The 13532-nt window shown below is 65.9% G+C and carries 11 protein-coding genes; 8 read left to right on the forward strand and 3 right to left on the reverse strand.

Annotation, left to right across the window (positions count from 1 at the left end):
• Nucleotides 1-50: 50 nt before the first annotated feature.
• The 4 genes from WS66_RS02420 to WS66_RS02435 all read left to right on the forward strand — a co-directional run bounded on the left by WS66_RS02420 (nucleotide 51) and on the right by WS66_RS02435 (nucleotide 5355).
• Complete coding sequence (locus tag WS66_RS02420; RefSeq protein WP_059600246.1) at nucleotides 51-1292, forward strand: aromatic ring-hydroxylating oxygenase subunit alpha; 1242 nt, start codon at nucleotides 51-53, stop codon at nucleotides 1290-1292.
• Nucleotides 1293-1322: 30 nt separating this feature from the next.
• Nucleotides 1323-2471, forward strand: a complete 1149-nt coding sequence (locus WS66_RS02425) for a hybrid-cluster NAD(P)-dependent oxidoreductase (protein WP_059600245.1) — start codon at nucleotides 1323-1325, stop codon at nucleotides 2469-2471.
• 139 nt (nucleotides 2472-2610) lie between these two features.
• Entirely contained in the window at nucleotides 2611-3474 is an 864-nt protein-coding gene (locus WS66_RS02430) for a glycine betaine ABC transporter substrate-binding protein (protein ID WP_059600244.1), read from the forward strand.
• A gap of 225 nt (nucleotides 3475-3699) precedes the next feature.
• Nucleotides 3700-5355, forward strand: coding sequence for an APC family permease (locus tag WS66_RS02435; protein WP_059600243.1), 1656 nt, complete (start codon nucleotides 3700-3702; stop codon nucleotides 5353-5355).
• Nucleotides 5356-5505: 150 nt separating this feature from the next.
• Here WS66_RS02435 and purU read toward each other — a convergent pair whose 3' ends face one another.
• Nucleotides 5506-6393 carry a formyltetrahydrofolate deformylase gene (gene purU, locus WS66_RS02440; protein WP_059600242.1) on the reverse strand — a complete coding sequence of 296 codons (888 nt, stop codon included), beginning with the start codon at nucleotides 6391-6393 and terminating at the stop codon, nucleotides 5506-5508.
• A gap of 262 nt (nucleotides 6394-6655) precedes the next feature.
• Nucleotides 6656-7582, reverse strand: a complete 927-nt coding sequence (locus WS66_RS02445; protein ID WP_082728881.1) for a choline sulfate utilization transcriptional regulator — start codon at nucleotides 7580-7582, stop codon at nucleotides 6656-6658.
• A gap of 202 nt (nucleotides 7583-7784) precedes the next feature.
• Here WS66_RS02445 and betC point away from each other — a divergent pair, with 202 nt between their 5' ends.
• The 4 genes from betC to WS66_RS02470 all read left to right on the forward strand — a co-directional run bounded on the left by betC (nucleotide 7785) and on the right by WS66_RS02470 (nucleotide 13151).
• Complete coding sequence (gene betC / locus WS66_RS02455; protein WP_059600240.1) at nucleotides 7785-9320, forward strand: choline-sulfatase; 1536 nt, start codon at nucleotides 7785-7787, stop codon at nucleotides 9318-9320.
• Between the two features lie 45 nt (nucleotides 9321-9365).
• Nucleotides 9366-10334, forward strand: coding sequence for a choline ABC transporter substrate-binding protein (gene choX / locus WS66_RS02460; protein ID WP_059600239.1), 969 nt, complete (start codon nucleotides 9366-9368; stop codon nucleotides 10332-10334).
• 256 nt (nucleotides 10335-10590) lie between these two features.
• Nucleotides 10591-11730 (forward strand): porin, encoded by a 1140-nt coding sequence (locus WS66_RS02465; protein ID WP_059534205.1) that lies wholly within the window; start codon nucleotides 10591-10593, stop codon nucleotides 11728-11730.
• 197 nt (nucleotides 11731-11927) lie between these two features.
• Entirely contained in the window at nucleotides 11928-13151 is a 1224-nt protein-coding gene (locus WS66_RS02470) for an MFS transporter (RefSeq protein WP_059600238.1), read from the forward strand.
• 6 nt (nucleotides 13152-13157) lie between these two features.
• Here the strand turns inward: WS66_RS02470 and WS66_RS02475 are convergent, their stop codons facing one another.
• The gene (locus WS66_RS02475) at nucleotides 13158-13520 is read right to left on the reverse strand and encodes a YbjQ family protein (protein ID WP_059600237.1); all 363 of its coding nucleotides are present in this window, start codon (nucleotides 13518-13520) and stop codon (nucleotides 13158-13160) included.
• Between the last annotated feature and the right edge of the window lie 12 nt (nucleotides 13521-13532).

Genomic DNA, 13532 nt, shown 5'->3' on the forward strand with positions numbered 1-13532 from the left:
TTGATGCCTGTCGGCAACCACACTGGGACGCAAGGAATCCGGAGCAAACGATGAAAGTATCGGCAGACATTCGCGCACTGATCGAGCGACGCAAGGAAGGTTACAGCCTCGAGGCGCCGTTTTATACGAGCGAGGAAATTTTCGCCCTCGACATGGAGGCGATTTTCCACCAGCACTGGATCCAGGTCGCGGTCGAACCGGACATTCCCGAGCCGGGCGACTACCTGACCGTGGAACTGGGCGGCGACTCGATCCTGATCGTGCGCGACGACGACATGGAAATCCGCGCGTTCCACAACGTGTGCCGCCACCGCGGCGCGCGCCTGTGCAACGAGGATAAAGGCTCGGTCGGCAACATCGTGTGCCCGTACCACAGCTGGACCTACAACCTGACGGGCCAGCTGATGTTCGCCGAGCACATGGGCGAGCAGTTCGATCGCTGCAAGCACAGCCTGAAGTCGGTGCACGTGCAGAACCTCGCGGGGCTGATCTTCATCTGCCTCGCCGAGGAGCCGCCGGTCGATTTCGCGCAGTTGCGCGCCCAGATGGAGCCGTATCTGCTGCCGCACGATCTCCCGAGCACGAAGATCGCCGCACAGATCGACATCATCGAGGAAGGCAACTGGAAGCTCACGATGGAGAACAACCGCGAGTGCTATCACTGCGTCGCGAACCATCCCGAGCTGACGATCTCGCTGTACGAATACGGCTTCGGCTACCAGCGCTCCGACGCGAACGCCGAAGGCATGGACGCATTCGCGGAAACCTGCGTGCGCCGTGGCAAGGAGTGGGCCGAGATGGGCCTGCCGTCCGCCGAAATCGAAAAGCTGCTCGACGTGACGGGCTTCCGCACGCAGCGCCTGCCGCTCGACCGTAGCGGCGAATCGCAAACGCTCGACGCGAAGGTCGCGTCGAAGAAGCTGCTCGGCAAGTTCGAACAGGCCGACCTCGGTGGCCTGTCGTTCTGGACGCAGCCGAACTCGTGGCACCACTTCATGAGCGATCACATCGTGACGTTCTCGGTGATTCCGCTGTCGGCCGGCAAGACGCTCGTACGTACCAAGTGGCTCGTGCACAAGGATGCGAAGGAAGGCATCGACTACGACGTGAAGAACCTGACGGCCGTGTGGAACGCGACCAACGACCAGGATCGCGCGCTCGTCGAGTTCTCGCAGCGCGGTGCGAACAGCAGCGCGTACGAGCCGGGCCCGTATTCGCCGTACACGGAAGGTCTCGTCGAAAAATTCTCGGCCTGGTACATCGGCCGGCTCGCCGAAAAGACCGGCGCGTAGTAGTCAGCGGAACAGCAAGCGGAGTTACACATGATGCGAGATGCGGCCAATTTCGAGCCGGCGGACAGCCGGGTTACGCACCCGGCGTTCTGGAACGCGCTTCCCGAGCGCTGGACGAGCGACGTCGAGGAGACGCTGGTGTGCTGCCACGTGCGGCAGGAAACCCACGACGTGAAGAGTTTCTTCTTCCGTTCGCCGCAGGGCCGTGCGTTCTCGTTCGAGCCCGGGCAGTTCATCACGCTCGAGCTCGACATCGAAGGCGAGACGATCAACCGGTGCTACACGATCTCGTCGTCGCCGGCGCGGCCGCACACGATCTCGATCACGGTCAAGCGCGTGCCGGGCGGCAAGGTGTCGAACTGGCTGCACGACAACCTGCAACCGGGCGCGTCGGTGCGTGTGCTCGGCCCGGCCGGCGAATTCACGTGCGCGCGGCACCCGGCGCGCAAGTATTTGTTCCTGTCGGCCGGTTCGGGCGTCACGCCGCTGATGTCGATGAGCCGCGCGCACCATGATCTTGCAGAGGATCGCGACATCCTGTTCGTGCACAGCGCACGCACGCCGGACGACATCATCTTCGCGCGCGAACTCGATCTGATCGCGTCGAACCATACGAATTTCCGCACGTCGTTCGTCGTCGAGCGTGTCGGTGCACGCACCAACTGGCCGGGCGTCACGGGCTTCCTGACGCTGCCGCTGCTGAAACTGATCGCACCGGACTTCATGGAGCGCGAGATCTTCACGTGCGGCCCCGCGCCATACATGAAGGCCGTGCGCGACCTGCTCGACGAAGCCGGCTTCGATCGCAAGCAGTATCACGAGGAAAGCTTCTCGTTCGAAACGCTCGCGCAGACCGCGAGCGACGACGTGCTCGCCGAACTCGTGCCGGCCGCCGACGGCGCCGACGTCGCGACGAAGCAGTACACGGTCAGCTTCGCGAAGAGCAACCGCGAGATTTCGTGCGGCTCGGAGCAGCACGTGCTCGACGCGGCGCGCCAATCGGGCGTGCGGCTGCCTGCGTCGTGCACGCAGGGCATGTGCGGCACCTGCAAGGTCAAGCTCGTGTCGGGGCAGGTCGAGATGAAGCACAACGGCGGCATCCGCCAGCGCGAGATCGATCAGGGGATGGTGCTGCTGTGCTGCAGCAAGCCGTTGTCTGATCTTGTGATCGACAAATAATCAATACGAGCCATTGCATGTCCGGGGGCGTCGCGTCGCGTCCGGACAAGCATCCGTCGGAAAACAACGATACCGCGGAATTGTGGTTGAAGAACCTAGAGAGACAACGCGCACGGTGCGCATTTCAAGGAGATCGACCATGAAGTTGTTCGGAAAACTGTTGTGGACCGGCGCACTGTCGGCGATGGTGGCACTGAGCGCGTCGGCGCTCGCCGATACGAAGCCCACGCTGAAGATCGGTTACGTCGAGGGCTGGGACGACAGCGTTGCGACTTCGAATGTCGCGGCCCGCGTGATCGAGAAGAAGCTCGGCTACCAGGTCCAGCTCGTACCGGTCGCTGCCGGGATCATGTGGCAGGGCGTGGCACGCGGCGACCTCGACGCGACGCTGTCCGCGTGGCTGCCCGTCACGCACGGTTCCTACTGGAGCGAATACAAGGCGAAGGTTGTCGATCTCGGCACGAACTTCCCCGACGCGAAGATCGGTCTGATTGTCCCCGACTACGTGAAGGCGAAGAGCATTGACGATCTGAATGCCGAGAAAAGCAGCTTCGGCGGCCGGATCGTCGGCATCGACGCGGGCGCGGGCGTGATGCGCAAGACCGACGAAGCGATCAAGAGCTACGGCCTGAACTACACGCTGATGCCGAGCTCGGGCAGTGCGATGACGGCCGAGCTGTCGCGCTCCGTCGGCGCGAACAAGCCGGTGATCGTGACCGGCTGGGCGCCGCACTGGATGTTCGCGAAGTGGAAGCTGCGCTTCCTCGAGGATCCGAAGAAGGTGTTCGGCGGCGCGGAGCACGTCGACAGCGTCGTGAATCCGCAGCTCGAAACGAAGGCCAAGCCGGTTGTCGCGTTCCTGAAGAAGTTCCAGTGGAAGCCGGGCGAGATCGACAGCGTGATGCTCGCGATCCAGAACGGTTCGAAGCCGGAAGCGGCCGCCGATGCATGGATTGCGGCGCATGCGGACCGCGTGAATTCGTGGACTGAAGGCGCACAGTAAGATCGCTGCGGTTCGTCGCGCGAAATCATAAAACAACACGCCGGGAATGGCCTGAAGGAATCCGAAATAATCGAGGATTCATGCGGCCGTATCCCGGTTTTCTTTTTCCGATTCTGCAAAGATGCGCGTAAGTTGTTACACTAGCGCCCTCGTGCGGAATCATCTGCTTTGCATCAGACCGGAGTAAGCGCTGAAGTGCTCACTCTGATCGAGAGGAGGAATTGGATGAGTCAGGCAGGACTGCGTGCTAATCGCACCAGTGGAGTTGAGGCAACCATCTCACATGATTCGACGGGCCACACGCTGCACCGTGGCCTGACTTGGAAAGACGCATTCTGGGTAACGAGCGGCGTGCCGGCAGGCGTGCTGTTCACGATCGGCGGCGTATGCGCGACGATCGGCCAGCCCGCGTGGGCGATCTGGATCGCCGCGATCACGATGGGGCTGATTCAAAGCGCGACTTATGCGGAAATATCGGGGCTATTTCCCCATAAATCGGGCGGCGCGTCGGTGTATGGCGCGATCGGCTGGGTTCGATACAGCAAGCTGATTGCCCCGGTTTCCGTGTGGTGCAACTGGCTCGCGTGGTCGCCGATGCTCGCGCTCGGCTGCGGCCTCGCGGCGAGCTATGCCCTCACGAGTCTCTTTCCCGCCGATGCGGCGGTGCTGCACTGGCAGCTCAAGGTTGCGGACCTCGGGTTCATCAAGCCGGGTCTTTCCCTTCGAATCAACGCGACATTCATCATCGCGACGATTCTGCTTCTCATCACGTTCAAACTGCAGCACAGCGGCGCGTCGAAGGCGGCACGCACGCAGCGCATCCTCGGCATCGCGTCGCTCACGCCGCTCTTGATCGTCGGCATCGTGCCGTTCGTCACCGGCGACGTGCCGATGTCGAACCTGCTTCCGCTGCTGCCGCTCGGTCATGATGCGCAAGGCAACCTCACGACCGCGACCTTCGGGTCGTGGAACGGGCAGGGCGTCACGATGGCGCTCGGCGCGATGTTCATGGCCGGCTGGGCGTCGTACGGCTTCGAGACGGCCGTCTGCTATACGCGTGAATTCCGTGATCCGCGTCGCGACACCGCGAAAGCGATCTTCTGGTCGGGCGCGCTGTGTCTCGTCGTGATGACGCTCGTGCCGATGGCGTTCCAGGGCGCACTCGGCACGCAGGCGATGCTCGATCCGTCGATCGGCGACGGCACCGGCGTCGCGGCCGCGATGGCGAAGATCGTCGGCGGCGGCGCATGGGTCGCGAATGCGGTCGTCGTGATGCTGATGCTCTCGATCCTGCTGATCGTGATGACGTCGATGATGGGCTCGTCGCGCACGCTGTACCAGGCATCGGTCGACGGCTGGCTGCCGAAGTATCTGTCGCACGTGAACGAGCACGGCTCGCCCACGCGGGCGATGTGGACCGATCTCGGCTTCAACCTCGTGTTGCTGATGATGTCGGACTACATGACGGTGCTGTCGATCTCGAACGTCTGCTACATGCTGTTCGTATTCCTGAACCTTCAGTCCGGCTGGATCCACCGGATGGATCGCGGCGACTGGGATCGGCCGTTCCGCTGCCCGACCTGGCTGCTCGTCGCCGGTTCGATCTGCGGCTACGCGAACCTCGTCTATGTCGGCGCGGGTGCGAACCTGCAGGGCGAAGGCACGCTGCGCAACGGGCTGATCGCGATGCTGCTGATCGTGCCGGTGTTTCTCTATCGCCACTACTGGCAGGATCGCGGCCGGTTCCCCGCGCAGATGCAGCGCGACATGGAACTCGAGGTGCCGAAGCGCGCGATGTGGCTGAACCTGATGCCGTATGCGGCGCTGGTCGGCGCGGGCCTCACGATCTGGCTGTCGTACCACTTCGCGTGGGTGAAGTGAGCACCTGACCACTGCACGCGCGGCGCGTGACGAATCCGGACACCGCACCCGGACCCGTCGCGCGAAGCGTCGAACGTCAGGCGATAAAAAACCCGACCGGTTGTTGCTGCCGGTCGGGTTTTTTGTTGGCTGCGCGCCGAATGTATGTGCTTACGGAAACACCACCGTCCGGTCGCCGTTCAGGAACACGCGGCGTTCGATGAACGCCTTCACCGCGCGTGCAAGCGTGATGCATTCGACGTCGCGGCCGACCGCGAGCAGTTGCTCGGGACGCAATGCGTGATCGACGCGTTCGACCACCTGCTCGATGATCGGACCTTCGTCGAGATCGTCGGTCACGAAGTGCGCGGTCGCGCCGATCAGCTTCACGCCGCGTGCATGCGCCTGGTGATACGGCTTCGCGCCCTTGAAGCCGGGCAGGAACGAGTGATGGATGTTGATTGCGCGGTTCGCGAGCTTCGCGCTGGTTTCCTGCGACAGCACCTGCATGTAGCGCGCGAGGATCACGAGTTCGGCACCGCTCGATTCGAAGAAGTCGAGCCACTGCGCTTCCTGCTGCGCCTTGGTGTCGGCCGTGATCGGGAAGTGGCGGAACGGCAGCCCGTGCTGCGCGGCGAGCGGCTCGAAATCCGGATGGTTCGACACGATGCCGACGATGTCCATCTTCAGCTCGCCCATCCGCCAGCGGAACAGCAGGTCCGCGAGGCAGTGCTCGAGCTTCGACACCATGATCAGCACTTTCGGGCGCGCGTTCACGTCGTGGATCGCCCATTGCGTATCGCCTTCACCGCCGCCGGCGAGCCCGGTCGCGATCGGCCCGAACTCCTGGCGCAACGCGTCGATCTGTAGCGTCTCATCCGTCGGATGAAACACGCAGCGCACGAAGAAGTGGTTGCTGAGATCGTCGTCGAACACGTTCAGCGCATCGACGTAGCAGCGATGGCGCTCGAGAAAGCCGACGACGGCGGCGACCTGGCCGGCCGCGCTCGGGCACGACAGCGTCAGGACGAATTGATCGGGGCGTGAGTCGGCGGTCATGGAGTTCCTCGGAGTCATGGGGCGCGAACCCGCGCGGCGGCGCACCGGGGCGCCAGGCTACGCGGGTAGCGGGAGACTCAAGTAAATCAGGCCGTTTTCGGCGCGGATAGAACCAACCCGCCGTGTGGCTGGTATCGGCGCGCCAGCGCGGCCGGGCGGGGGCGGCGCTTCATGTGCGGGCTCGCCGGCGGGCGTCGGGCGGCGGGGCGCAGCCGGTACGGCCTGCGTCGGGCGCGTATCCTCCGGCCGGCCGGACGATCGTTCAGGCAGGTGCGCACGCATCCAGCAGCCAGCGCCGGAACACGTGGGTCGCGTCCGGCTCGGGGCGCTGCGGTGGACGCACGAGGAAGTAGCCGCGCGACGTGACGACCGGCGCGTCGACGAGCTTCACGAGCTGCCCGGACGCGACGAGCTCGTCGACGAGCGGCGACCAGCCGAGCGCGACACCCTCGCCGAGCAGCGCAGCATGGATCACGAGCGCATAGCTGTTGAAGGTCACGCCGCGCGCGGCGGCCGGCGCGTCGAGGCCGTGCGCGTCGAACCAGCCGGCCCACGACAGCCAGCGTTCGGGGCGCGTCGGCTGCACGTGCAGCAGCGGGAGCGCATGCAGGTGGTCGGGCCGGGCGACGTGCGGGTGCGCGGCGCGGAACGCGGGTGAGCAGACCGGGGTGACGGATTCCGGAAAGAGCCGCGCGGCCGTGCACGACGGCCAGTGGCCATCGCCGAACAGGATCGCGATGTCGGCGTGGTCGCGCTGCGCGTCGAAGTCCTGTGACGTGACGACCCGCACGTCGACGTCCGGCATCACGCGTTTCAGGCCCGCGAGGCGCGGCATCAGCCAGTAGGTCGCGAAACCGAAATCCGTGACGATCGTGAGTGCGCCATGCTCGCGGCGCGCGCGCAGCGTCGCGGTGGCGCCGCGCAGCGTGTCGAGGCTCACCCGCACGGCTTCGTACAGGCACTGGCCGTCGCTCGTCAGCGTGACGCCGCGCGGGCTGCGCTCGAACAGCGGCACGCCGAGTTCCGCCTCGAGCTGGAACACCTGCTGGCTCACGGCCGGCTGCGTCGAGCCGAGCTCGCGCGCGGCGGCCGTGAAGCTCTGGAGACGGGCGGCCGATTCGAACGCGCGCAGCGCCTGCATCGACGGTAACGGTTCGGATTTCGACATAAGTCTCTCTAATGGCCTCATAAGGGCCGGACGCCTTCCCGCGCGAATTCGGGCGGGGGATAGTGCTTCGGACGGCACGGCACCGTGCCGATCCTTCCGCGATTCTAGCCAGTCGCGGCCGGTGCGCGCGGCACTTTCTTCACGCTGCGTCCGTCATGCTGGCTGCGCCGCTGCCCAGGCGTCGCACCGTTCCGTTCGAACACCGATTTCCCCACGACCGCCGATGACGAACCCGACTCCCAACATCCTGATCCTGATGGCCGACCAGTTGACGCCGTTCGCGTTGCCGGCCTACGGCAATCGCGTCGCACGCACGCCGACGCTCGACCGGCTGGCCTCGCAAGGCGTGGTGTTCGATGCCGCGTATTGCGCGAGCCCGCTGTGCGCGCCATCGCGCTTCTCGCTGCTGACCGGCAAGCTGCCTTCGGGTATTGGCGCTTACGATAACGCCGCCGAACTGCCGGCGCAAACGCTGACCTTCGCGCACTACCTGCGCGCGGGCGGCTACCGCACGATGCTGTCCGGCAAGATGCATTTCTGCGGCCCCGACCAGCTGCACGGCTTCGAGGAGCGGCTGACGACCGACATCTATCCCGCCGACTTCGGCTGGGTGCCCGACTGGGACCGCCCGACCGAGCGGCCGAGCTGGTATCACAACATGAGCTCGGTGCTCGAGGCCGGCCCGTGCGTGCGCACGAACCAGCTCGACTTCGACGACGAAGTCACGTTCGCGGCGAAGCAGAAGCTCTATGACGTGGCGCGCGAGCGTGCGGCCCTGCACGACGAGCGGCCGTTCTGCATGGTCGTCTCGCTGACGCATCCGCACGATCCGTACGCGATCACGCGCGAATACTGGGATCTGTACAGCGATGACGAGATCGACATGCCGGCCGTGCGGCTCGATGCGGCCGAGAGCGATCCGCATTCGCAGCGGCTGCGCTTCGTCTGCGAAAACGACCGCACGCCGCCGACCGACGCGCAGATCCGCGCCGCGCGCCGCGCGTACTATGGCGCGACGTCCTACGTCGACGCGCAGTTCGGCAGCGTGCTGGCCGCGCTCGACCAATGCGGGTTCGCAGACGACACCATCGTGATCGTCACGTCCGACCACGGTGACATGCTCGGCGAGCGCGGACTCTGGTACAAGATGACGTTCTTCGAGGGCGGCTGCCGCGTGCCGTTGATCGTCCACGCGCCGGGCCGCTTCGACGCCGCGCGCATACGCGGACCGGTATCGCACGTCGACCTGCTGCCGACGCTCGTCGACCTGGCTGGCGCGGCGCCGGCCGGCGGCTGGCCCGACGCAATCGACGGCGCGAGCCTCGTGCCGCATCTGCGGGGCGCGAGCGCGCACGACGTCGCGCTGGGCGAATACCTCGCGGAAGGGGCGGTCGCGCCGGTCGTGATGATCCGCCGCGGCGACTGGAAGTACGTGCATTGCCCGGCCGACCCCGACCAGCTCTACAACCTCGCCGACGATCCGCGCGAGCGTACGAATCTGGCCGGTCTGCCCGAAGCTGCCGACGTGCTCGCCGCATTCCGTGCGGAGGCGGCGCGGCGCTGGAACCTGCCGGAACTCGACGCCCAGGTGCGCGCGAGCCAGCGGCGGCGTCGGTTCCATTACGCGGCGACGACGCAGGGCCGCATCCAGGCATGGGACTGGCAGCCGTTCACCGACGCGAGCCAGCGCTACATGCGCAATCACATCGAACTCGACACGCTCGAAGCGATGGCGCGCTTTCCGCGCGTCGGGCGCTGAACGTACCGCATCGCGGTCATTGACGAACGACGGAGGAAGCGAATCATGAAACGGCAATGCAATGCAGCAATCCGGAGGCTCGGCACGGCGCTGGCCGCAGCCGCGTGCGTGGTGGCGATGCAGTCCGCACACGCCGCCGATCCGCAGACGTGTCGCGACGTGAAGATGGCGGCACCCGGCTGGACCGACATCGACGCGACTAACGCGATGGCCGGCGTCGTGCTGAAGGCGCTCGGCTACCGGCAGGACGTCGCGAACCTGTCGGTGCCGATCACATACCAGGGCTTGAAGAAAGGGCAGGTCGACGTGTTCCTCGGCAACTGGATGCCCGCGCAGGCGCCGCTCGTGAAGCCGTTCGTCGACGAGAAGTCGATCGACGTGTTGCACGCGAACCTGAGCGGCGCGAAGTTCACGCTGGCCGTGCCCGACTACGTCGCGGCGGCTGGCGTGCACACGTTCGCCGATCTCGCGCGCTACGCGGACCGCTTCGGCGACAAGATCTACGGGATCGAGCCCGGCGCGCCCGCGAACCAGAACATCAAGCGGATGCTGTCCGACCATGCGCTCGGGTCCGCGAACTGGTCGCTCGTCGAATCGAGCGAGACGGGGATGCTCACGCAGGTCGAGCGCGCGGTGCGGGACAAGCGCTGGATCGTCTTTCTCGCGTGGGAGCCGCACCTGATGAACACGAAGTTCCACTTGACCTACCTGTCGGGCGGCGACGCGTATTTCGGCCCGAACTATGGCGGCGCGACCGTCAACACGGTGACGCGCCCGGGCTTTGCCGGCCAGTGCGCGAACCTGGCGCGGCTGTTCCGGCAGATGACGTTCTCCGTGGACGTCGAGAACCGCATGATCGCGGACATGCTCGACAACAAAACGTCGCCCGCGCTCGCGGCGCAGCATGTGCTGAAGGCCGACCCGGCGCTCGTCGAGGGCTGGCTGGACGGCGTGACGACCGCATCCGGCACGCCGGCCCTGCCGGCCGTGCGCGCGGCGCTCGACGCCCGCTGACCTGCCTCCGGGCGGCCGGTTTTTGCCGTGCCGCCCGTCTCGGTGTTTTCCCGACCAGTCGCATCAAGACCATTTGGTGTCGCCTTCAGACTGGTGACCTGAAATATGGGTTTGTATTTTTCGCCAATGGCTGCGTTATTGCGGAAAACGAAATGCCGAAGCCAGCGGACGTAACGAATTCGAATCAGCCGGCGTATTGCTGCGCGCGCCAGGCCACGGTTCTTTCCATCGAAGGGTTCAGGGAGGGTGGTCGACAATGAAGCAAAAGAAAGTTGCCGTAGCCGCCGCGCTGGCATGCGCGGCCTGTATTCCCGCCATCGGCCACGCGCAGAGCAGCGTGACGCTATACGGGATTCTCGATGCGGGCATTACGTACGTGAACAACACGGGCGGTTCGCACGTGGTCAAGTTCGATGACGGCGTTTCCTACGGGAACCGCTTCGGCCTGAAGGGCACGGAAGATCTCGGCGGCGGCCTGAAGGCCGTGTTCGCGCTCGAGAGCGGGTTCCACCTCGGCAACGGCCAGCTCGGCTTCGGCGGGGCGGAGTTCGGGCGGCAGGCTTATGTCGGTCTCCAGAACGACTGGGGCACGCTGTCGTTCGGCAACCAGCTGGACATCACCAACGAGCTCGTGTCGATCTACAACATCTCGGCATGGGGCAGCGGCTACGCGATCCACCAGGGCGACTTCGACCGTTTCAATGGCGACCGCCTGCCGAACTCGGTCAAGTTCCTGTCGAACGACCTGAGCGGCTTCAAGTTCGGCGCGATGTACTCGTTCGGCAACGTTGCCGGCAACTTCCATCGCAACAGCGCATGGAGCGCGGGCGCAAGCTACACGAAGGGCGACTTCTCGATCGGCGCCGCTTACACGCGCCTGAACAACCCGAACGGCATCTACGCGTTCGACCCGTACGCGATGATCGGCACGCATACGTTCCTCGGCCAGCAGACCGTGACCGTCGATCCGGCGACCGGCGCCCGCACCGACCTGTTCGCGAACACCGCGATGGACGTCGACAGCCAGGGCACGTTCGGCATCGGCACGAGCTACACGATCGGCAAGCTGTCGCTCGACGCGAACTTCTCGTACACGACGATCAAGGGCTTCGGCCAGTCGTCGCACATGCAGGTGTACGAAGGCGGCGGCCTGTACCAGTTCACGCCGGCGCTGAGCTTCATCGCGGGCTACCAGCACACGCGCTTCGAAGGCCACCACTGGAACCAGGGCACGGCCGGCCTGCACTACCTGCTGTCGAAGCGCACCGACGTGTACATCTCCGGCGATTACCTGCGTGCTTCGCAGGGTGTCGATGCGGTGATCGGCTACAGCTTCACGCCGTCGACGACGCAGACGCAGGCCGATGTGCGGATCGGGATGCGGCATTCGTTCTGAGCGGGGTGGGGTAGTTCATTCGACGTCTTCAGCGAGGTCTCTCTTTGGCGCGAACCGCGGTTCGCGCTTTTTTTTTTGCACGGTGCGGTGCCGCGCGTGGCGGACGCGCGCGAGACGAGGTTTCGGCGGTAGGCGATATCATCGCGGTTTGACGCGCCCCGTGTCTCGCCGATCGCCCGCTTCCACACATCCCTCCGATGACCGCACCGTTACCCGCCAACCTGTTCCGCCACGCACCGTTCCAGCGCTTTTGGGGCACGCGCGTGATGTCGTCGCTCGCGTTCCAGATCCTGTCGGTCGCGATCGGCTGGTACGTCTATGCGCTCACGCACAGCGCGTTCGCGCTCGGTCTCGTCGGGCTCGCGCAGTTCGTGCCGATGTTCGCGCTGACGCTCGTCGTCGGGCAGGTGGCCGACCGCTACGATCGCCGGCGCATCGCGACGATCTGCCAGAGCGTCGAGGCGCTGGCCGCCGGCGTATTCCTGCTCGGCGCCGCGAAAGGGGGGCTCACCGCACCGGGCGTGTATGCGCTGGCGGCGATCGTCGGCAGCGCGCGCGCGTTCGAATCGCCGTCGGTGTCGTCGCTGCTGCCGGCCGTCGTGCCGCGCGGCGACCTGCCGCGCGCGACCGCGCTATCGACGTCCGCGAACCAGGCCGCGCAGATTCTCGGGCCGGCGTTCGGCGGGCTGCTGTATGGCGTCGGCGCGCCCGCCGCGTTCGGCACGAGCGTCGTCGCGTTCGCGATGGCGGCGGTGCTGAGCGGCACGATTCCGCTGCGCAGCGCGCCCCCCGCGCGCGAGCCGGTCACGCTGCGCTCGGTGTTTTCCGGTATCGCGTTCATCCGGCGCGAACCGGCGATCCTCGGTGCGTTGTCGCTCGACCTGTTCGCGGTGCTGTTCGGCGGCGCGACCGCGCTGCTGCCGATCTATGCGCGCGACATTCTGCAGGTCGGGCCGTGGGGGCTGGGCGCGTTGCGCGCGGCGCCCGCGGTCGGCGCACTCGCAGGCACGCTGTGGCTCACGCGTTTTCCGTTGAAGGGGCGGCCCGGCCGCGCGATGTTCGGCGGCGTGATCGCGTTCGGCATCGCAACCATCGTGTTCGGGCTGTCGAGGCATTTCGCGGTGTCGCTCGTCGCGCTGGCGGCGTTGGGTGCGTCGGACGTCGTGAGCGTCGTCGTGCGCCTGTCGCTCGTGCAACTGCGTACGCCCGACGACATGCTCGGCCGCGTGAGCGCGGTCAACTCGCTGTTCATCGGTACGTCGAACCAGCTCGGCGAATTCGAATCGGGGGTGACGGCGGCGTGGTGGGGCGCGCCGGCCGCGATCGTCGTCGGCGGCGCGGCGACGATCGCCGTCGCGCTGACATGGATGAAGCTGTTTCCTCAGCTGACCAACATGAAGTCGCTCGAACGCGACGCATGACGCGCGTCAGGCATCCTGTGTCACGCGCACGGCCGTGCCGTAGCAGATGACTTCCGTCACGCCCGACCCGATCTCGGTCGAGTCGTAGCGCATCGCGACGATTGCGTTCGCGCCGAGCTTGCGCGCGTCGGCGAGCATCTTGTCGAATGCCTGCTCGCGCGCCTTCTCGCACAGCGACGTATAGAGCGTGATGTTGCCGCCGAAAATGGTCTGCAGCGCCGCACCGAACGAGCCGACGATCGAGCGCGAACGCACGATGATGCCCTGCGCGACGCCGAGCGAACGGACGGTCGTGTGGCCGGGCAGGTCGAACGCGGTCGTGACGCGCTCGGGCGAGAGATCGTCGGCGGAGCGGGGGAGGTCGGTCATGGATGTGCACCG

It is taken from the genome of Burkholderia sp. LA-2-3-30-S1-D2, assembly GCF_001523915.2.
In the GTDB taxonomy this organism is placed as follows: Bacteria; Pseudomonadota; Gammaproteobacteria; order Burkholderiales; family Burkholderiaceae; genus Burkholderia; species Burkholderia diffusa.